The following is a 21,733-nucleotide window of genomic DNA, read 5'->3' as shown; positions in this document are numbered from 1 at the left end:
AAAAGATAATCCATATAGAATAATCTTCACAGTTGATATGCTAAATGAGGGTTGGGATGTATTAAATCTTTTTGATATTGTAAGGTTGTATGAAACAAGAGATGGAAAAAATGGGAAGCCTGGGAAAACAACTATCAGTGAAGCTCAACTAATAGGACGTGGAGCTAGGTATTGTCCATTTAAAATTGAAGATGATCAGCCAAGAAATAAGCGTAAATATGATTATGATGTAACAAATGAAAATAGAATATTAGAAACTCTTTTATATCATTCAATGCAAGATTCAAGATATATTAGTGAATTAAGATATGAATTAAAACAAACAGGTTTATTGGCCGATGCTCCAATGGAAATAAACTATATTTTAAAAGATGAATTTAAACAAAGTGATTTTTTTAGAGAAGCCTATGTATTTTCAAATAGAAAAGTTGAGAAGTCAAAAAAGTCAGTTATGGGAATAGACAAAAAAATGCGAAATGGATTTTACCAATATAAGGTATCAAGTGGTAGTTCATTTATATATGGATTATTTGATGAAGAAAAAAATCAATACTAATAGTTTTATAAATACTTCCCGATATAAATTTAAGAAAATACCACTAAATATCACAGAAGCAGCGATGGCAAACTTTGAAATACTTAAATTTAATACACTAAAATCATATTTTCCTAACTTAAAATCCAAAAGAGAGTTTTTACATTCAGATAATTGTTTAGGAAATATAACTCTACAAATAGAAAGCCCTTATGAAAAACTTCAAGCTAAAGGTCTATATAATGGAACTATGAAAATATTAAAAGAAATAGCATCATATATACAAAAGATAGAGACTGAGTATGAAGGAACTAAAGAGTTCTATGCTAAGAGAATCCACGAGGTATTAAAAGATAAAAAAACATATATAGATAATACACATGGAGATGGAGTAGGAGTGTCTCAAGCTATGATAGTTAGTGAAGATAGCATGGATTTAGCCTTTGAACCATGGTATGTCTATAATGATAACTATGGAACAGGTGAAGAAAAAGCTTTTGTAAAATATTTTAAAGGGATATTTAAGGATTTAAGAAGTAAATATGATGAAATATATTTTGTAAGAAATGAGAGGATTCCGGCCTTGGCTATTTATGAATTTGATACAGGTGAAAGATTTGAGCCAGACTTCTTATTGTTCTTACAAAAGAAAGGCACAGATGGATATTTGCAAGAACAAATTTACATTGAGCCTAAAGGGAGCCATTTATTAGGAAAAGATAAATGGAAAGAAAATTTCCTACTAAAAATTGAAGAGCAAGGGATACCAACAAAAACTTATGTAGATGATAATAAGTATAGGATTATAGGGCTTCCATTCTTTAATAGGGAATATAAGATGGAAGAATTTGATATAAATTTGAAGTTTGAGACGGGAAGTGAAAAATGATTAACGAAATTTGTATAAAGTCTTTTACTCCTTATAATGAATTGGGAGCTAGTATAAGTAATTGTAAAAAAGTAAACTTTATTTATGGAGCTAATGGTAGTGGAAAGACTACCATTATTGAGTATTTAAGGACCTATGAAATATATTCAGATAGATATAAATTTTGTCAGATAAAGTGGGAATCTAGTAATAAAACCCCGATATATGTCTACAATCGTCAATTTCGACAAAATAATTTTAAAAATGAAGTAGGAATTCGGTGTATTTACATTAGGAGAAGACTCAATCGAAGATATAGAAGCTATTAAAAAACTTAAAGAGGATTTAAGAAAAAAAGAAGAAAAATATAATAAGACTAAAGAATCCATTGAAAAGAAAAATTATGAAAAAGAAGAATTAGAAAAAAAATATAAGGAAGACGCATGGAAACAAATTCTTAAACGTAATGAAAATGATTTCAGTAATGCTTTTGAAGGCTTTAGAGGAAATAAAAATAAATTTATCGAAGAATTACAAAGGCGTATCAAAAATCATAAAGGAGAATTAAATGAAAGGAAAAATCTGATAGATAGATCTTCTGTGCTATTCAAAAGAAAGCCAGTTAGTGTTGAAAATTTGTATGAAATACCAGAGTATTTATTAAAAAATGTCAAAAAAATAAGTGAAGATTCAATTTGGAATCAAGTTATTTTTGGTAGTGATGATGTAGAGATAGCTAAGCTGATTAAAAAATGGATAATTCATCTTGGGTTCACAAAGGTATGGAATACATTGAAGAAAACAGCTCTGTGTGTCCTTTTTGCCAACATAATACGATAGATGAGATTTTTAGAAACAAATTAAATGATTTCTTTAACAATGAGTATATAGAAAAATTAGACTATATGAAATTGAAGAAGAAAGAGTTATTTAATGAAGTATATTCAATATTAGATGGACTCCGTAATAATTTGGAAATGCAGGAATCTTGCAATATTGCTGAATTAAATATTAGTACATATAATGCACTAATAGGTAAAATAGAAGCACAATTAGAAAGTGTTAATAATAAAATAGAAAAGAAGATTAAGGCTCCAGAAAATAAAATTTTTTTTTGAACTAGTAGAATCATTTAATGAGATTAATGATTTATTATTTAGTTATAATGATAAGATTAAGAAGAATAATAATTTAGTTAATGAATATAATAATGAATATAAAAAACTAGTGGATGATGTTTGGTGTTATTGCATCTATGATTCAGCAAATTTGATAAAACTATATGAGAAAAATATGAATTCAATCAATAAAGCTTTAAAAGGTATGAAAAAAAACAAGTGAATAATTTTGATGAAATTGAGAAAATTAAAAAAGAAATAAGTGATAAGTCAAATAATTTAACAAGTGTACAACCTGCAGTAGATCAAATAAATAAAACTTTATTAGCTATGGATTTACGAATTTTAAAATTGAACCATACTCTGAAGTTAAAGGAGAACAATTAAATAAGTATCGTATAATTAGAAATGATGGGACAGATGCTAATCACACTTTGAGTGAAGGAGAATCGACTTTTATTACTTTTTTGTATTTTATGCAATTGACTAAAGAGTCTACGAATAAAGAATTTGTTAATAAAAAGAAAATAATTATTATGGACGATCCTATAAGTAGTTTAGATAGTAATATACTATATTTGGTTAGTGCTATGATCAAAGAATTAATAATTGAAATAAAAAATGGTGATTCTGATGTAGAACAATTATTTATATTCACTCATAATGTTTATTTTCATAAAGAAGCATCATTTATAAACGGAAGAACAATGGAAGATAGAGATGTTAATTTTTGGATTGTAAGAAAAAATAATGGTATATCAAAAATTCAAAGTTATGAAATGGTTAATCCGATTTCATCTACATATGAATTATTATGGAAAGAGCTTAGAGAGGACAAAAACATTTCAGCTGTTTCCATGCAAAACACTATGAGAAGAATTATTGAAAATTATTTTAAAATAATTGGTAAAAAGCGAGATGACTACATACTATCAAAGTTTAAAACTAAAGAAGAAAAAAATGTTTGTGAATCACTTTTGTATTGGATAAATGATGGTTCTCATACTATATATGATGATTTGAATATAGATATGAACTCCGATATAAGCGATATATTTAAAAGGATTTTTAGGGATATTTTTGATAAAACTGGTCATATTGAACACTATAATATGATGATGGGTATATCAGAATAGGTTAATTTAAAAAATATAATACTTTATCCTAAATGTTGTCATTTTTAGGACATTTAATTTAATTGGGATAATATAAAAAAATATTTATTGTTTAGTACCATATTATGGTGCGGAAGAAGAATTGGCAGACTGTGATGCTTAATTGTTAAAAAAATAATAAGCTTGATTCCTCTTTTATGGAACAAGAGCTCTATATAGAAGAAATCAATAAGCAATTTGTAGGTATAAATATAGTCAGATATACTATTATTGATTATAATAATGAAGATAAAAATGAAATTTATAATATTGACCAAGCTATTATATTTGACTTTGTAATGATGGAATTTATTATTTCACAAACTTCAATTTTCACACCTATGCCTAAAATGACATATTCCGAAGATGTTGAATTAGGTATAAAATCTATAGATGATGTGAGATATGACTATATAGACTATGATTCAGATGCTCGAGACAACTTAGGTAAATATAAGGTTCATTTTAAGTGAGAAATATTAGAATTATAAATACACAGATTAAAAAATAAACCGGTACTGGGACTGGGACAGTACTAAAAATTTTAAAATGTCCTATAATTAGATGAATTTAGTGATACTAGAAAAAATAGAATATAGTATTTTGAATGGTTTGGGATATATCGGACGTTTGGAAAAGAAGAATGGGAATAGTCCTAACGTCTAAGGGTGACCGATGCAAAAGGATTAATCTTTTAGGGACAGAGAAAATAATAAAAACTTGGAAAGGAGGTAATTCTCATGTCAAATACGAAAAAGAACAGGACAAACAGCCCTTTATGAGCGTTTAAGTCGTGATGATGAAATGCAAGGAGAAAGCAATTCCATCACCAATCAAAAACAGCTACTTGAGAGCTATGCCAAAAGAAACGGTTTTGTAAATATCTATAACTATACCGATGATGGAGTAAGTGGAACAACCTTTGATAGAGAGGGATTTCAAAAGATGATAAAAGCAGTAGAAGAAAACAAAGTATCTACTGTGATAGTAAAAGATATGAGTAGGTTTGGCAGAGATTATCTCAAAGTAGGCTTTTACACCGAAATACTTTTCAAAGAAAAGGGAGTAAGATTTATAGCCATCAATAACGGAATAGATAGTGAAAAACAAGCAGAAAGCGACTTAACCCATTTCTAAATATTATGAACGAATGGTATGCGAGAGATACCTCAAGAAAAATACAATCTATCTTCAGAGCAAGAATGGAAGAGGGTAAAAGAGTATCCCCAAGTGTGCCATACGGCTATTTTAGAAACCCTAAGAACAAACAGGAGCTACTTGTCGATAAAGAGAGTGCAAAGGTCGTAAAACGCATTTACCATCTTGTTATAGAGGGATATGGAGTAACACAGATAGCAGATATATTAACCAAAGATAAAGTCCTTATACCGTCAGCCTATGCAGAAATACATTACCCTGAAAATAATCATAGCTCAAAGAAAAGAGGAATTGAAGACCCGTATTTTTGGACACCGACCACAGTAGGTTATATCTTAGAAAAAAGAGAATATATGGGGCACACCGTACTTGGTAAAACAATATGTCTTGATTATAAAACCAAAAAGCGAAGAAAGGCGAAAGAAGATGAACTCATTATATTCAAAAACACCCATGAAGCCATCATTGATGAAGAAACATGGAACAATGCTCAACGATTAAGAAAAACAGTGAGAAGAAGTCCAAAGTATGGTACAACCTCACACCCGTTTACAGGACTTTTAATCTGTGCAGATTGTGGAGGAAAATTAAGTTACAGAGAGCCGGCAGAACATAAGGAAAAGAAATATGATAGTGATTACTCTTTTGTATGTCAACATTACCGACACAGAAAAGGCACTTGCAGTATGCACTACATCAATGTAAAAACAGTAAATGAAATTCTATTAAAATCAATCAAAGAAATCACAGACTTTGCCAAAGAAGAAAAGCAAGAATTTCTAAAAGTGATGAACAAATTATCCGATGAAAAAAGGGAAGAAAAGTATCAAGATGATAAAACGAAATTAGAAAAATTATCTTCAAGAAATGAAGAACTGACAACCCTTATTACAAAGCTATATGAAGACCATACACTTGGAAAAATTCCTGTAAAACACTTTGATAGATTATTTAATACCTATGATACAGAGCAACAAGACTTAGAAAAACAAATACAGTATTTTGAACAAGAAATTGAAAGCTATCATCAAAGAAAAGTTGACACCGATAAATTCTTAAAAATGATAGAGAAATATACAGATATTGAGGAACTCACAGTGCCGATGATAAACGAGTATATAGAAAAAGTTGTAGTCCATGAAGCAACAGGAGGAAGACAAGGAAAAAACAGAAAACAACAAATTGATGTTTGCTTTAACTTTATAGGGAACTGCCAAGTACCACAAAAATTGTATAATTAAGACAGTATTATTTTAGAAATTTCAAAAATAAAATTTTAAAATGTATTGACCTGTCCGTTGGGGGCAGTGCTATCTTTTAATTAAAGGAGGTGGCAAACCATGTTAAGAAATGAAATTCAAAACAAAACAGGTTTAACAAGAAAAGCAATTGAATATTATGAGGAGAAAGGACTTATAAATCCTCAAAAAACTGAAAACGGTTATAGAGATTATAGCGAGAATGATTTAGAGGTTTTAATTAAAGTATCTTTATTTAGAAAACTTGGAATTAGTGTAACTGAAATAAAAAATTATCTATCTAATGGTATTAGTTCATTATCTTCTGTTTTAAGAAGAAAGCAACATCAATTAGAAGTTGAAGAGAAAAGAAAAGAAGTCCTTGAACTTGTAGTAAAAGGTGAAAGTCAGGAACTTATAAATGAAAAAATTAAATTGATTGAAGCAGAAGAATCAATCTATGAAAGATTAGAGAGATTATTTCCCGGATATTTTGGACAGATGTTATTTGCAGCATATCAACCATTCTTAAATGAACCATTAGGAAAAGATGAGAAAGAAGCATTTGAAAAATATGTAAATTACTTAGACAATTTACCATCACCTCAGTTAAGTAAGGATGAGCAAGATTACATTGAAAAGATAAGTTCTACTTTTGATATGCAGACATTAAAAAAAGTCAATAAAGATAAAATTAACGCTATTGAAAATGTTGAAGAATGGCTAAAAGAAAATAATAATGCTATTTCTCAATATGAACAATATAAAAATAGCGAAGAATATCAAAACAGCTTAATGAAGCAAATTCAAGATAAGTTGAAAAACTTTATGAAAGACAACAAGTATTATGAAATAGCAATTCCTCTAATTAGAAAATTCAGTACGAGTTATGACGAATACTATGAGAAATTGCTTAAGGCAAATGAAATATATCTTGATATGAAAAAATAATAAAGTTGCTTAAAAATATTATCAAGAATGAAAACAGTAAATCAAAAAGGTTTACTGTTTTTTTCTTTGCTCAAAATTAGAAAGAAAGGAAAACAGAAAATGAAAAACATAGATGAAAAAATTTTAATGGCAGAAGAAGAGATTAAGCAGTTACAAAACAAAAGAAAAAAGCCCATCAGTCAGCAGAAACAGGAAGAAAGAAAAAAGAGAGATAAAAGGATATATGAAAAAGGAGCAGTTTTTGAAAGTATCTTTAACGAGAGTAGGGATTTTACCAAAGACGAATTTTATCAGCTAATCACATTTCCGAATATAAAAGAAATAGTCAATCAAAAAATCTTAAAAATAGTAGAAGAACGAGGACAAAGCGAAAATAAAATTACAGAAACACAAGAGGGAGTAATGGAAATAGAGGAATAGTCCCTTGTTTACAAGGGCGCACTTATACACCCTAAAGGGTGTGTGCGTTCTCCGAAGGCTCTTAGCAGAGGGCATATCAGCTAACGCTGATACAGGGGAGCTACACCCCCCTATGGAAATAAATTTCCTACCCCTTGTGTACTTACCAAAAGAAATCGGATAAAAAGCAATCCGATTTTTTTAGTAAGTCTTTATCATCGCCACCATATCAATATCGAAAATGGAAAGGAGGTTTTTGACTATGGCAATATATCATCTTAGTATAAAGATTATCTCAAGAGGAAAAAATAAAAGTGCAGTAGCAGCTTCAGCTTATCGTAGTGGCGAAAAAAGATAAAAAACGAATATGACGGAATAGTCCATGACTTTACAAGAAAAGGAGGAATAGCCTATACCGAAATTCTATTACCTCAAAATGCACCTGAAGAATTTGTAAATCGTTCTATTTTATGGAACAGTGTCGAGAAAATCGAAAAAAGTAAAAACTCACAGCTTGCAAGAGAAATAGAAATTGCATTGCCCAAAGAATTAGACAGGGAAAAACAGATTGAGCTTGTAAGAGAGTATGTAAAAGAAAATTTTGTAAAAGTCGGTATGTGTGCCGATATTGCTTTGCACGATAAAGGAGATGGAAACCCACACGCACATATCCTACTTACCATGCGACCGTTAAATGAAGATACAACATGGGGAGCAAAATCAAAAAAGGAATATATCCTTGATAAAAATGGCGAGAAAGTAAAACTCAAAAACGGAAATTACAAAACAAGAAAAATAGATACAGTAGATTGGAACGAACAAGACAAAGCAGAAGAGTGGAGAAAGTCGTGGGCAGACATTACAAACAAATATCTTGAAGAAAATAGCATACAAGAAAAAGTAGACCACCGCTCTTATCAAAGACAGGGCATAGAACAAATACCGACAATTCACTTAGGTGTATCAGCAAGTCAAATGGAGAAGAAAGGCATAGCCACCGATAGAGGAAATATCAACCGAGAAATAAAACATCAAAACAAAATACTAAAAGAAATTGCAAGAAGAATAAAAGCCTTAATGAGATGGATAAGAAGTTTGACGATAGACAAAAGCAAAGATAATCTAACAGAGAACCAAGAGGATATATCTGTACAATCCACTACCTTGCCAAAACAAAATAACCTAATAGATATACTTTCTCATTTCATAAAAGAAAATGCAGATAACCATAATACAGATTTAGAACAATACATTGAAAGCTATCAATTTCTTAAAGAGAAAAATATTACATCAATACCCGAATTGAAAGAATGTATATCAGTATTAAGAGATAAGAACTACAAGACTACAAGAGCTATCAAAGATACCAAAAAGAAAACCAATGACAAAGTAGAGCTTATCGACCAAGCAGAAAAATATTTGAAACATAAAGACACCTACAAAGCCTATACCAGGTTAAAGAAAAGCAAACAAGAAGATTTTTATAACGAACATACGGCAGAGATTATTTTATTTGAGAGTGCAAGAAAATATCTAAAAGAACATTTAGGAGAAAGCAAGACCTTAGCTATATCAAAATGGAAATCAGAAGTTACCACTTTGAAGAAAGAGAAAAATAGCCTATATTCTCAAATCTTAGATATGCGAAAAAGAGGTTGAACAAGCCGAGAGTGTTAGGAGCTGCATAGAGAAATTACTACAAGGAAACAGAGAATTAACACAGGTCAAGAAGCAGGAGTTAAGGCTGTAAAACTAATTGAAAATATTGAAACTAATTGAAAATATTGATATAATGATATAAACATAGAGTGAAATAAAATTTCAATTAACTCAAGGAGGTGTGTTGAAATACAAAAAGTAAAGATAGAAAAGAATACCGTTCAGGAAACATTGCTTGTACCACTATATGGTAGAAAAATGTGTTCTGAAAAATTTCCTGAACTTTATACAGACATTTTCGCAAAGAATTTATGCAATAGTTTGGATTATGATTTTTCAGAATTAGATAGAAAAAATAATTCGTTTTTATATGAGTTTGGATCACTTGAAGCAGCAATGCGTCAGTTAGATATTATGTGGGAAGTCAAAGAATATCTAAAGACTTATCCGAAGGCAACTGTTGTAAATCTTGGCTGTGGCTTAGACGAAACAGGAAAAGCTTGTGATAATGGAAGTTGTAAGATAGTCAATGTAGATTTCCCCGATGTTATAGAAGTTCGTAATCAGCTTATTTCAAATTATGAAAGAGAAAAAAATGTTGCCTGTGATTTAAAAGATTATTCATGGATGAACGAAGTAGACGGTTCAAATGGAGTTGTTTTCTTTGCGGCAGGGGTATTTCATTATTTTAAGAGAAACGAAGTAAAGGATTTGGTTTTAGAGCTTTCTAAAAGATATGTAGGAGGCTGCTTGATTTTTGATAGTGTAGGCAAGCTTGGTTTAAAGCTAATGATGTCAAAGACACTAAAGAATATGGGCATCAGCGATGTAGAAGGATTATTCTATACAAATAATCCAATGCAAGAGCTTAACTGGTCGGACAAAATAAAAATTACATCAAAAGGCTATATGTTAGGCTACTATGACATGAAAAGCCCCAAGATTCGTTTCTCTCATCGCTTACTTGCAAAGATAGGCGATGATATGATGAAGATGGCTATAAATAAAATTGAGTTTGTTTAACTCAAGCAACTAAATGCAATCTATAACATATCAACTTACGAAACAGTAAATCATAAAAGGTTTACTGTTTTTTCTTTGTCTAAAAATGGAAAGGAGGACACATGGAAGAAGAAAAAAGAGATATAAAAAAACTACAACATAAACAGCTAATAATGGATATTGGAAAGACAAAATATACTGTAAACCTACATTTCAAGCAAGGCACAGGCGAAACATACAAAGATAAAATACTGAAGTTAATCAAGAGAGAAACAGAGAAGATATAAATTTATCAAAGAAATTTTGTTTATGTCCTTGACAAATCTTCGCAAAAGCATCGGTCATTTTCGAGACGAAGCGTAGCTGAGTCCGAAAAACTAAGCGAGAGGCTGAAGGCCTCGAGAGGATATTATAGTCAATGACTTCTATAAAATTACGACGTCAAAAATCAACGGTTACAGAAGATTAAAAACTGTAACTGGGATTAAAATGGGAACATTTGTTAAAAAGAATAAACTTAATAATAGTTCCAAGTGGTTTACATTTGGACAAAAAATTAGATCATAACTTAAGTGTTATGGTCTTTTTTATTTTATAGGTTGTACACTTAAAAGCGACATCTAGTATAAAATAAATTTAAAAAATCAACTTAAAATATATTTAACAGACGAAGAAAAAGAAATTTTTGAAAAGAAAATGAAACTTGCAAATTGCAAAACAATGTCCCACTTTATTAGAAAATGTGTGTTGGAAAAAGAGATTTATGTTGTAGATTTAGAACCATTTAGAGATCTTCAATGGCTACTTTCAAATGCAACAAATAATATAAACCAGATTGCAAAAGCAACTAATGTAACTGGTGTTATTTACAAGAAAGACATTGATTATATGAGAGAAAAAATAGAAAAATTGTCAAAAGAAATATGGGATATACATTCCCTGTTATTAAGAAAAACAAAATAAAATTTATCCAAAACAAATCTTAGACCTGTAAGAAGTATTTAAAATATGATATAATATATTCAAATGAAATGCCGATTTTTAAAATGACAAGGGAGAGAAATTTATGCAAAACTTTGGGAAAATTATTTTTAAAATAGACCAGGTTTTAGAAGAAAAAAATATAAGCAAAAACAAATTAGAAAAAGAAGCAAATCTTCAAAGGACGCAACTTAATTCTTATTGTAATAACAAGGTTAAAAGAATTGATTTAGAAACTATAGCAAAAATTTGTTGTGTTCTTGAGTGTAAGGTTGAAGATATAGTGGAGTATTGTAGGTGATTAACAATGTATAAATCAATAGACCTATTTGCAGGAATAGGCGGAATTAGGCTTGGTTTTGATCAAGCATTTGGTAATGATATAGAAACAGTTTTTGTATCCGAATGGGATAAGAAAGCTCAAGAAACATATATAGCTAATTTTGGAGAAAAACCTAAAATTTTTGGGGATATAACAAAAATCGATGAAATTGATATACCTATCCATGATATTTTATTAGCTGGATTTCCTTGCCAAGCATTTTCGTTAGCTGGTCAAAAAAAAGGTTTTGAAGATACAAGAGGTACTTTATTTTTCGATGTAGCAAGAATAGTGGAGTTTCATAAACCTAAAGTTGTTTTTTGTGAAAATGTAAAAAACTTGATAAATCATGACAGGGGTAAAACATTTAAAATTATTAAAAAAACATTAAATAATTTGGGTTATAGAGTTTTTTACAAAGTTATCAACAGTAAAGATTTTGGAGTTCCACAAAATAGAGAAAGAATATATATAGTTGCATTTAGAGAAGATATATCCCCTAATAAATTTATATTTCCAGAAAAAACTGACGATACTAAAGTTATAACTGATATTATGGAAGAAAAAGAGACTTCTCCTAAATATTATCTGTCTGATGTTTATCTTGAATCTTTAAGGAAACATAAGCAAAGACACAAAGCAAAGGGAAATGGTTTTGGATATGAAATCAGAGATTTAAATTCTATTGCTGGAGCTATTGTATGTGGAGGAATGGGAAGAGAAAGAAATTTAATAATAGACAAGAGATTAACTGATTTTACTCCTGTAACTCATATAAAAGGAAAAATAAATAGAGAATATATTAGGAAAATGACACCTAGAGAGTGGGCACGACTACAAGGTTTCCCAGATGATTTTAAACTAGTTGTTGCTGATACTCATCTTTATAAACAATTTGGAAATTCAGTAACCGTTCCTGTAATAAAAGCAATTGCGAAAAATATTAAAAAGCAATTAGAAGGTGTTGTAATTGAAGATGCTGTTCAAGATAAAGAATATTATGAACAATTAGAGTTTGCATGGAGGTAAAAAGTGATAAGTGGAAATAAAGGAGAATGGTCTGAAATATATGTATTATTTAAACTCCTAGCTGACGGGAAAATATACGCTGCTGATAGTGAGCTAAATAAACTACATGATATTTATTTTCCTATCATAAAGATTATTAGAGAGGAAATATCTGGAGAATTAAAAGAATATATAACAGGAAAATTAATAGATATTTATATTAACGATAAAAAAATAAAATCAGTTGATAGAAATGAGTTTGAAAAAGAATCGGAGCAGCTTTTTGATGAAATTTGTAATGCAAAAGGTTCTGCATTTCAAATAGAAAAAACTGAGAATTTTATGAAAGGAATATCTTGTTATAAATTATCTGCACCTGCAAGAGATAAAAGTGATATTACCATGAAAATAGTTGATATAAATACAGGATATTCTCCAATAGTTGGATTTTCAATAAAATCAGAATTAGGTTCTTCGCCTACTTTATTGAATGCTGGAAAAACAACAAATTTTATTTATAAAATCATTCATAATAATCCCTTATTGGTAAAAGAAATTAATGAAATATACAAAGTTTCAAAAGGTAAAAGACACACTGATGTTAGGGGAAGAATTAAAAGCATAATTGAAGGCAATGGACAACTCGAATATATCGAGATTCAAAATCAAACTTTTTCTGATAATTTAGTGCTGATCGACAGTTCAATGGATAATATTATTTCAGAAACTATTTTATATTTTTACAGGGATGGGATTAATAATTGTATAGATATGGTAAAAAAACTGGAACTTGAAAATCCAATGAACTATGGAAATGTTAATGCCTATAGGTATAAATTCAAAAAGTTTTTAACAGCAGTAGCGCTAGGTATGAAACCAGCAACAATTTGGGATGGCATTGATGAAGCTAATGGAGGATATATAATTGTAACCAAACAAGGGGATGTATTAGTATATCATATTTATAATCGCAATTATTTTGAAGAGTATTTACTTAATAATACAAAATATGAAACAGCATCCACATCAAGACATGATTTTGGAGAAGTTTATAGTGAGGATGGAGAAGATTTTATTAAGTTAAATCTTCAAATTAGGTTTAGATAAAATGATTGTATGAATTTGAAGATAAATTTAAAGGATAGGTAATATATTGAAGAATGCGGAAAATTATAATTATAAACTACCTACAATTTGAACTGACCCCAAAAAGTTGGACCTAAAAAAACCAACTTTGAGGAGGTCAGTTTTTTCATGACAAAATATAGTACAGAATTTAAGATGAAAATAGTACAAGAATACTTAAATAAAGAAGGAGGATATAAATATTTAACTGATAAATATGGACTCAGTGATCATTCAGTAGTCAGAAGATGGGTAAATTCATACAAAACACAAGGATATGAAGGCTTAAAAATTTCTAGAAAAAATAATAGTTACTCTTTCGAATTTAAGAAGAATATAGTAAACTTGTACTTAACAGGAGAAATGTCCTATCAAGAACTTTCTAATCAATTTAAGATTAATAATCCAGCGATCATTGCTAGATGGGTAATTGATTTTAGAAATCAAGGACTTGATGGACTTAGACCTAAAAAGAGAGGAAGACCTTCAAGTATGACTAAAGATAAAAATAATGAAAAAGAAAAAGAACAAGTAAAGAAAGAATATTCTAAGGAAGGGATAGACGAAATTGCTGAACTTAAAGATAAGCTTTACTGGGCACAAATGGAAATAGATTTTCTAAAAAAAAAAGATGGAATTAGAGGACGAGGAAGATCAGAAAATGAGAGAATGGCTAGAATAATTCACTCATTAAGAGAAAAATATCCACTAAAAGATTTACTTAAACAATTTAATTTTCCAAAATCAACATACATGTATTGGCAAAAAAGATTTGATAGAAAAAATAAAGATGAAGCCTTTGAGAATCAAATCAAGAAAATGAGAAAAGATAATCCAAACTATGGATACAGAAGAATACATGCGATGCTTAGAAGACTTGGAATTTTAATAAACAAGAAAAAAGTTCAAAGGTTGGTACAGAAGCTGAAACTTCAGGTAACAAACTTTGCACGTAAATCAAGAAAATATTACTCATACAAGGGAACAGTAGGTAAAGTAGCACCAAATAGGATAAAAAGAAGATTTAAAACATCTGTAGTACATCAAAAAATCACAACAGATACAAGTGAATTCAAATACTATGAAACAGATAAGTATGGGAATATGCAAGTAAAAAAACTTTACTTAAATCCTTTCTTGGATATGTTTAATGGAGAAATCATTAGCTATTCAATAACAACTTCACCTACATTAGATGCAATAATAACATCACTTGAAGAAGCAATTTCAAAGACTTCAGATTGCAAGTTTAAAAGAATATTCCATTCAGATCAAGGATGGGCATATCAATTAAAACAATATACTGAAAAATTAGAATCTAATGGAATTTTACAGAGTATGTCAAGAAAAGGAAATTGCTTAGATAATTCTCCTATGGAGAATTTCTTCGGGATATTAAAACAAGAAATTTACTATGGTAGAACGTTTAAATCATTTAACGAACTAAAAAAGACAATAGAAGAATATATAAAATATTACAATGAAGATAGAATAAAAGAAAAACTTGGATATTTAAGTCCAGTTGAATATAGGAAATTGAATGCAGCTTAGCTGCGATTTCCCCTAGGGGAAATATGAGGACAAAAAAACCAGAGACAAATATTTCTAAATGTCTCTGGTATAAAGTCCAACTTTTTGGGGTCACCTTAATTAATGGTGGTTTTAAAGAATATACAACAAATAATAATTCAATAATTATTATAGGGGCAAATGGTAGTGGAAAAAGTAAATTAGGAGCGTGGATAGAAGATCAAGATTCAGATATTGTTCATAGGATTGGAGCCCAAAGAAATCTTAATTTTAAGCCTAATTTACAACTTAGTAATTATAATGATGCCAAAAATAAAATAATTTACGGTACAGATGATGAAGACACGGTTAAAAGACGTGATAAATGCTATAGATGGGATTGGGGAAAATCAAAAACAACTAAGCTGATAGATGATTTTGATGACGTTTTAGCAGCTTTAATAGCGTTATATAACAATGAGACATCAACATACTTTAAAAATTGTCAAAATGCGGAAAAAAATAATTCTGTTAAGCCGAATACTAATTTGACTGTTATAGATATACTAATGGAAATATGGAATAGTATATTTCCACAAAGAAATATTCTGTTTGAAGATTCTAAGTTTTATGCCCAAGAAAGAAACAAAAGTTCTGAAAAGTATTCTGCAAACCAAATGAGTGATGGAGAAAGATCTGTATTATACTTGGCTTCACAAGTTTTAGCTATTCCTGAAAATAAAACACTTATAATCGACGAGCCTGAAATACATCTTCATGGAACAATAATGAATAAACTATGGGAAACCCTAGAAGAATATCGCTCTGATTGTTTGTTTATTTATATAACACATGATACAAATTTTGCTGCTTCTCATAAGAATTCAGAAAAGATATGGATAAAGAGTTATGATGGGGAAAATTGGGATTTAGAAAAAATAATTTCTAATGAATTACCAGAAAAGTTGCTATTTGATATTTTAGGTTCACGTAAAAATATTTTATTTGTAGAAGGAGAAGAGAGTAGTTTTGACACTCAATTATACTCAATTTTATACCCTGACTTTTTTATTATTCCTTGTGGAAGTTGTATGCAGGTTATTATGAGAACAAAATCTTTTAATTCAACCCAAAAGATTCATAATTATAACGTGTATGGAATAATTGATCGTGACTTTCGAACAGAAGAAGAAATAAATAAATTAGAAAAAGATAATATTTATACATTAAAGGTCTCAGAAGTGGAAAATTTATTTGTTATAGAAGAACTGATCAGTTTTTTAGCAAATCATTTAGGTAAGAATTTTAGTGATGTTTTTAGTGATATTAATAATTATATAATTAAGCAAAGATTTGGTAATCAAATCCATAGTCAGGTTAGGAAAAATGTAGTATCTCAGATAAAATATGAATTATCAATGGCTGAAATCTCTGAGATTAATACAAAAGAAAGTTTAACTAATGCTGTTGGAAATATTAATACTGATAATATTTATGAAGATACATTAAATTCATATAAACAAGCATTGTTAAGTAATGATTATAAAAAAGTGTTAGAAATGTTTAATGAAAAGGGATTAGCTAAATCAATAGGTCATTATCTTGGTTTTCAAAACAATGATTACTTAAATACAGTTATTTCTATCTTGCGAAATAAGGAACAAACAGAAGTATTAGAGATATTCAAAAATTATATACCAGAACTACAAAATTAAAATACAATATGAATTTAGCTCAAAACAATAATATTATCTGGTACTGGGACTGGGACGGGACTAAAAATTTGAAAATGTCCTATAATTAGGTGGATTTGGTGATATTAGAAAAAATAGAATCTTGTATTTTGAATGGTTTGGGATATATTGGACGTTTGGAAAAGAAGAATGGGAATAAATTTTTGGTAAAAATGGCGAACTAGGCTCGTTTCGAAAGTACATCATTGCGGCGTACTTGTTGTACGCCGCATTACGGCACTTCCTGTACTTCGTCTATTTCATCCATTTTTCCTCAAAAATTATTTTGAATCTCAATAAGGAAAACAAAAAGATAACTTCGAATAGGGTGCATTTGTAAGGAATAATAAACTAAATAATAGTTCCAAGTGGTTTACATTTGGATAAAAAATGAGGGGGTTGTTGCAAAACTATGAATAATCATCGTACCATCGTTAGAAGGTTCTCTAAGGAAATTTTCAGTGGTGCCTGCCAGCTGAAGGAGGCAAAATCGACGTGGAGGTTCTTCTAACGATAATGGTACGATTTATTCATTAACCCCTTTTTCTATAATATAATATATAAATTAGTACAAAGGAGAAAGAGATGGAAATTGACTTAAGAAATAGAAATCTGCTCGCTATGCAAGATTTTACAGAGGAGGAGATTCTTTATTTAATAGATTTGGCAAGTGACTTTAAAAAGTTGAAAAAAGAAAAGAAGCCTCATAAATTTTTAGAAGGACAAAATTTGATCCTTCTTTTTCGAGGAAGCATCCACAAGGACCAGAACATCCTTTGAAGTAGCAGCCTTTGATTTGGGCATGGGAGTTAGCCTGATAGATTCAGAGACAAAAAAGCTCGGAGATAAGGAATCTATAGAAGACAGCATAAATGTATTCAACCGCTATTATGACGGAATAGTTTATCGTGGCAACAAACAAGATATGCTAGAAAAACTAGTAAAGATGACAGAGGTTCCAATCTATAACGCCATGACAGAAAAGACTCATCCAAGCCAGATGATTTCCGATATGCTTACCATAAAGGAAAAGTTTGGATATCTTAAGGGTCTTAATTTATTATATCTAGGCTATCCTGGAGATATTATGCCTAACTCCCTATCTATAACTTGTGCCAAGCTTGGAATAAACTTCACTGCAGCAGGTCCTAGGAAATATTTCCCAAAAGAAGATTTTATAAAGCTATCCAAGGACTTTGCCAAAAAGCATGGATCTCAGATTATTTATACAGAAGATTTGAATGAAGCTATAGGAAAAGCTGATATAATCTATACCGATATGTGGATTGACCTAACAGAGGCAGATGATGTGCCTATCGATAGGATTATTAAGCTTTACCCTTACAGGGTCGATAGGAAGGTAATGGATAGGACAAAGGATACTACGATATTTATGCACTGCCTACCGGCCTTACACGACACAAAATCAAAGCTTGCCCAAAAGGTTTTAGCCAAACTTCCTGAGGATATGGACTTCGATGGGATGGAAGTTACCGACGAAGTCTTTAGATCAGAGAAGTCCATGGTTTTCGATCAGACAGAAAATAGGATACCAGCAGTTAAGGCAATCTTGTATTCTACTTTGAAAAACGAGTAATTATATACTTAAACAAATAATTTATCAAAAATATTTGACAAATATTTTGAAAGGCTGTATTATCTAGTTAAAGAGAAAAAGTGATTACAGAAAGATAGTTTATATGAATTACTTAAGAGAAAAGACGGTTGGTGCAAGTCTTGTAAGGATTATCTACTTATTCCCTCTGTATGCAGAATAGCCGAATCTAGTAAGCTATTACGGAAACTACCGTTATCAGAAGCAAGGAGTTGATAGACTCTTGTCAAGGTAATCTTTAGATTATGAAATTAGGTGGTACCACGAATACACTCGTCCTATACAGGGCGAGTTTTTTTGTTAGATAAAAGTCTATCAGAAATTATGGAGGATATAATGAAAATTAAGAAAATTTTAGGATTAATGTTGACTATGACCCTACTAGCATCTTGTATCAATAAGGCTAGCGAGACAGGAAAAAGTAGCTTGATGATATTTGATAGACATGCGAGTCTGAAGTATAAATATGGCAACAGACATTTTTGGTGCAGAGGCTACTACGTAGATACAGCAGGGAAAAATGCTAAAAAGATACAAGAATATATATGCAATCAACTTAAAGAAGATTTTACAAAAGATCAAATAAATCTAAAAGAATATATAGATCCATTCACTGGAGAAAAGACAAATAAGTAAAAAGAAGTAAAGAGGCGCTTTAGCGTCAGTTGAGAAAGTAGTGCAAAAGGTAGACTTTCAACGTGCACAAGGTGCACAGCAGGTAAAAGCCCCTTGCAGGGATAGAGCAAACCACCAGCTACGCCAGTGGTTATGATTCTATAACCCATAAACTTGAAATTGTCTGTAAATTAAAATGAATAATCGTACCTAACACCAATACTACATTTTCAACTATCATAATCCCTTTTTTAAAACTAGGTTAGATGTACAAAACACGGTCATTATTATCAGAATAATATATTCAAGTGTCTTATCAAGAAATAGTGTTATATCAATTACTTAGACTGCTATTGTGATTGTTCATTTATAGTTTTTTAGCAATGTTTTTCATTCATTCCCAACTATTATTTCAAATTTTGAGCATAGAACGATTGAATTTATTGCTTATCCGTTAAATTGAATTATTAATAATACTTTATTTTAAGTTTGCATTCATTAGAAACATACTTATACCTACTTTTGTACTTATATGATTCTATTTAATAATTTTATTCGCTTCAACTCTATAATTAATTTTCGATTTTGATTTGCATATTTATCTTTTATATTAAAGTAAATATATATTTTTATTATTACGATTACAATGAAAACAAGTATTAAAACTGCTATTGCTATTGCATATATTTTAACTCTATTTTGAATTAATTTTTTATCTATTAAACTACAAGCAATAATTCCTAATATCAAAGAAAACAAATTTGCTCCAAATGATGATATCGAGTTTAATATTGGATATTCTTTATGTACTTCATTATTGCTGAAGCGGAAGAAGTAATTTGTTGGATACAAAAATAAACTTCTTTCAAAATTTAGCTCTTAAAAAATATAGTAAAAAATGCTATAATATATAAAATAACTTCATAAACCTATAATTTACGAGTGAAAATATGAAAGTCAGTTATAATGGATTGTGGAAAGTTTTAATAGACAAAAATATGAATAAAAAAGCTTTGGCAAATGCTTGTGAACTATCTCCTGCAACTATATCCAAAATGGGCAGAGGAGAGTTTGTTAGCATGGATGTTTTATATCGTATCGGAACCAAATTAGGTGTTGATTTTGGAGATACGGTTTCAATTATAGAGCAAAAGAAATAAACAAAACTTGAGGTGACAAAATGGAAGCTCAAGTTCCAATAATAATTATGGTGGCAGAAGATATATGCCATATGGATTTACAGAACAAGGTATCGCCATGCTTTCTGCTGTTCTTAAAAGTGATGTAGCAGTCGAAGTCAGTATTAAAATTATGAATAGCTTTTGTGGAGATGAGAAGATTTTTGATTTCCAATCAAGAGCTGTTTTCAAGATTGGATAGGATTGAGTTAAAGCAATTGGAAACAGATAAGAATCTGGAAGAAGTATTTAATTATTTAGCTACCAATACTGAGGTTAAGCAAAATATCTTTTTCGATGGGCAAATTTATGATGCGTTTAGCTTTATTGTAGGACTTGTTAAAAAGGCTAATTAAGAAATAATTTTGATTGACAACTATGTCGATGTCAACACCTTAAATATTCTTTGCAAGAAGAATAAGAGTGTAGATGTTGTAATTATGACAGCAGGAAAAGGAAATCTATCAACAAAAGATATAACGAAATTTAATGCTCAATATCCAAAGCTATCAGTTAAAACTACAACAGATTTTCACGATAGATTTTTAATCATAGATAAAGTAGAAGTTTATCATATTGGAGCTTTTATCAAAGATGCTGGTAAAAAGAGCTTTGGAATTACAAAGATAGAAGATGAAGATTTAGTTAATAGTTTGGTAAATAAAGTGAGGTAGAGTATGGCAAATTTATATAATAAAAATTTTTCAAAAAAGAAATATAATTGTTCTGGTAATTTTAATGATATGATACGACTTGTTTTGAGATAAGCAAAATAATAGGATATGATAAGAGAAAATTAAGATCAAAGATGAGTGTAGTTGAGGTCAAATAATGTTAGAAAAGAGGTTGAATCAATGGATTCACAGTATATTGGAGCGAAGTTTTATAGCAAATCGGATTTGAGCATTGGATGGAACTTGGAAAAAGCTGAAAAAATAATTAATGTTTTTGATGAAACCAATACGGGATATACAACAAACAATATTTTGGAAATGTATAATATTTGTTTATTATTTGATTCTAAGGTTATGTTGCAGTCATGGAGTGAAGAGTACTATAGGAAATTAACCTCAGTGGCAAATAGTTTCAGACCCATAATAGGAAGATTTTTTTCTGACATTGATTACTTATGTATTAAAACTTTTTATCCTGAAATTAGCATTCACTATAGGGATTCTTTTTGGGATGTGTTTGAGACATATAAAATTTATAAAAATATATCTCCTGAAGAATTTATAAGTTTGTTAGAAATATTTAATGTTCCACTTTATATAATCTTAGAGCATAAGGACATAGTTCAATATTATAATAATGAAATTAGTGATTATATGAAGCAATCTAAGTCTAGTGCTGATATTTTGATTTCGCATCATCTAGCAAGTAAAGAAAGAAACCATAAGATATATTATATTCCAAGTGCATTACAAACAAATCGGAGAATCGAAATAATATAAAAGTATATTGATAGAGAAGATGCTAACCCGAATTATTTATTTCTACTTTCTAAATCTCGAGGGACAAAAGAGTTTCCTATTAGTGATAAAATTCGATTAAAGTCAAAAAGA

20 protein-coding genes and 5 pseudogenes are annotated in these 21,733 nt (G+C 29.7%); 24 read left to right on the top strand and 1 reads right to left on the bottom strand.

What is annotated here, in order from left to right:
* Window positions 1–37: 37 nt before the first annotated feature.
* From VLK81_RS07185 to VLK81_RS07095, 19 genes and pseudogenes are all read left to right on the top strand, one after another.
* Window positions 38–556 carry a hypothetical protein gene (locus VLK81_RS07185; RefSeq protein ID WP_324619951.1) on the top strand — a complete coding sequence of 173 codons (519 nt, stop codon included), beginning with the start codon at window positions 38–40 and terminating at the stop codon, window positions 554–556.
* A complete protein-coding gene (locus VLK81_RS07180; protein WP_324619950.1) occupies window positions 522–1,424 on the top strand; it encodes a hypothetical protein in 903 nt (300 codons plus the stop codon). Before VLK81_RS07185 ends, VLK81_RS07180 begins: the two co-directional genes overlap by 35 nt.
* Window positions 1,421–2,521, top strand: a pseudogene (locus tag VLK81_RS09795) (AAA family ATPase). The gene VLK81_RS07180 and the pseudogene VLK81_RS09795 overlap by 4 nt, the downstream one beginning before the upstream one ends.
* A gap of 323 nt (window positions 2,522–2,844) precedes the next feature.
* Window positions 2,845–3,657 (top strand): AAA family ATPase, encoded by an 813-nt coding sequence (locus tag VLK81_RS07170; protein ID WP_324620500.1) that lies wholly within the window; start codon window positions 2,845–2,847, stop codon window positions 3,655–3,657.
* A 176-nt stretch (window positions 3,658–3,833) separates the two neighbouring features.
* Complete coding sequence (locus tag VLK81_RS07165; protein ID WP_324619948.1) at window positions 3,834–4,148, top strand: hypothetical protein; 315 nt, start codon at window positions 3,834–3,836, stop codon at window positions 4,146–4,148.
* Window positions 4,149–4,422: 274 nt separating this feature from the next.
* Window positions 4,423–6,074: pseudogene (locus tag VLK81_RS07160) on the top strand (DUF4368 domain-containing protein).
* A gap of 99 nt (window positions 6,075–6,173) precedes the next feature.
* Window positions 6,174–7,022, top strand: coding sequence for a MerR family transcriptional regulator (locus VLK81_RS07155; protein ID WP_324619947.1), 849 nt, complete (start codon window positions 6,174–6,176; stop codon window positions 7,020–7,022).
* Between the two features lie 99 nt (window positions 7,023–7,121).
* A complete protein-coding gene (locus VLK81_RS07150; protein ID WP_324620499.1) occupies window positions 7,122–7,442 on the top strand; it encodes a DUF3847 domain-containing protein in 321 nt (106 codons plus the stop codon).
* A 241-nt stretch (window positions 7,443–7,683) separates the two neighbouring features.
* Window positions 7,684–9,171: pseudogene (gene mobQ, locus VLK81_RS07145) on the top strand (MobQ family relaxase).
* Between the two features lie 140 nt (window positions 9,172–9,311).
* Entirely contained in the window at window positions 9,312–10,103 is a 792-nt protein-coding gene (locus tag VLK81_RS07140) for a class I SAM-dependent methyltransferase (RefSeq protein ID WP_324619946.1), read from the top strand.
* Window positions 10,104–10,204: 101 nt separating this feature from the next.
* Complete coding sequence (locus VLK81_RS07135) at window positions 10,205–10,369, top strand: transposon-encoded TnpW family protein (RefSeq protein ID WP_018659278.1); 165 nt, start codon at window positions 10,205–10,207, stop codon at window positions 10,367–10,369.
* Window positions 10,370–10,712: 343 nt separating this feature from the next.
* Window positions 10,713–11,045, top strand: a complete 333-nt coding sequence (locus VLK81_RS07130; RefSeq protein ID WP_324620497.1) for a plasmid mobilization protein — start codon at window positions 10,713–10,715, stop codon at window positions 11,043–11,045.
* Window positions 11,046–11,148: 103 nt separating this feature from the next.
* Window positions 11,149–11,364, top strand: a complete 216-nt coding sequence (locus tag VLK81_RS07125) for a helix-turn-helix domain-containing protein (RefSeq protein WP_156329423.1) — start codon at window positions 11,149–11,151, stop codon at window positions 11,362–11,364.
* Between the two features lie 6 nt (window positions 11,365–11,370).
* Window positions 11,371–12,414 (top strand): DNA cytosine methyltransferase, encoded by a 1,044-nt coding sequence (locus VLK81_RS07120; protein ID WP_156329425.1) that lies wholly within the window; start codon window positions 11,371–11,373, stop codon window positions 12,412–12,414.
* 3 nt (window positions 12,415–12,417) lie between these two features.
* A complete protein-coding gene (locus tag VLK81_RS07115; protein WP_156329427.1) occupies window positions 12,418–13,500 on the top strand; it encodes an HpaII family restriction endonuclease in 1,083 nt (360 codons plus the stop codon).
* Window positions 13,501–13,647: 147 nt separating this feature from the next.
* A complete protein-coding gene (locus VLK81_RS07110) occupies window positions 13,648–15,069 on the top strand; it encodes an IS3 family transposase (RefSeq protein WP_324618672.1) in 1,422 nt (473 codons plus the stop codon).
* 23 nt (window positions 15,070–15,092) lie between these two features.
* Window positions 15,093–16,742 (top strand): DUF4435 domain-containing protein, encoded by a 1,650-nt coding sequence (locus tag VLK81_RS07105; protein WP_324619945.1) that lies wholly within the window; start codon window positions 15,093–15,095, stop codon window positions 16,740–16,742.
* A 603-nt stretch (window positions 16,743–17,345) separates the two neighbouring features.
* Window positions 17,346–18,357, top strand: a pseudogene (gene argF, locus VLK81_RS07100) (ornithine carbamoyltransferase).
* A gap of 432 nt (window positions 18,358–18,789) precedes the next feature.
* A pseudogene (locus VLK81_RS07095) lies at window positions 18,790–19,011 on the top strand (transposase); the annotation flags it as partial.
* A gap of 507 nt (window positions 19,012–19,518) precedes the next feature.
* Here VLK81_RS07095 and VLK81_RS07090 read toward each other — a convergent pair.
* Window positions 19,519–19,842 carry a hypothetical protein gene (locus tag VLK81_RS07090; protein ID WP_324619944.1) on the bottom strand — a complete coding sequence of 108 codons (324 nt, stop codon included), beginning with the start codon at window positions 19,840–19,842 and terminating at the stop codon, window positions 19,519–19,521.
* Between the two features lie 98 nt (window positions 19,843–19,940).
* On the opposite strand from VLK81_RS07090, the gene VLK81_RS07085 reads away from it, so the two are divergent.
* The 5 genes from VLK81_RS07085 to VLK81_RS07065 all read left to right on the top strand — a co-directional run bounded on the left by VLK81_RS07085 (window position 19,941) and on the right by VLK81_RS07065 (window position 21,622).
* Window positions 19,941–20,150, top strand: coding sequence for a helix-turn-helix domain-containing protein (locus tag VLK81_RS07085; RefSeq protein WP_324619943.1), 210 nt, complete (start codon window positions 19,941–19,943; stop codon window positions 20,148–20,150).
* 64 nt (window positions 20,151–20,214) lie between these two features.
* Window positions 20,215–20,370, top strand: coding sequence for a hypothetical protein (locus VLK81_RS07080; RefSeq protein ID WP_324619942.1), 156 nt, complete (start codon window positions 20,215–20,217; stop codon window positions 20,368–20,370).
* A complete protein-coding gene (locus VLK81_RS07075) occupies window positions 20,363–20,524 on the top strand; it encodes a hypothetical protein (protein WP_324619941.1) in 162 nt (53 codons plus the stop codon). Before VLK81_RS07080 ends, VLK81_RS07075 begins: the two co-directional genes overlap by 8 nt.
* Window positions 20,525–20,533: 9 nt before the next feature.
* Complete coding sequence (locus tag VLK81_RS07070) at window positions 20,534–20,842, top strand: hypothetical protein (RefSeq protein ID WP_324619940.1); 309 nt, start codon at window positions 20,534–20,536, stop codon at window positions 20,840–20,842.
* 144 nt (window positions 20,843–20,986) lie between these two features.
* Window positions 20,987–21,622, top strand: a complete 636-nt coding sequence (locus VLK81_RS07065) for a hypothetical protein (RefSeq protein WP_324619939.1) — start codon at window positions 20,987–20,989, stop codon at window positions 21,620–21,622.
* Window positions 21,623–21,733 lie beyond the last annotated feature (111 nt).

Source organism: Citroniella saccharovorans (genome assembly GCF_035481615.1).
Taxonomy (GTDB): Bacteria; Bacillota; Clostridia; order Tissierellales; family Peptoniphilaceae; genus Citroniella; species Citroniella saccharovorans.
The sequence above is the reverse complement of the archived record's forward strand: the minus strand, read 5'-3'. Positions and strand labels throughout refer to the sequence as shown.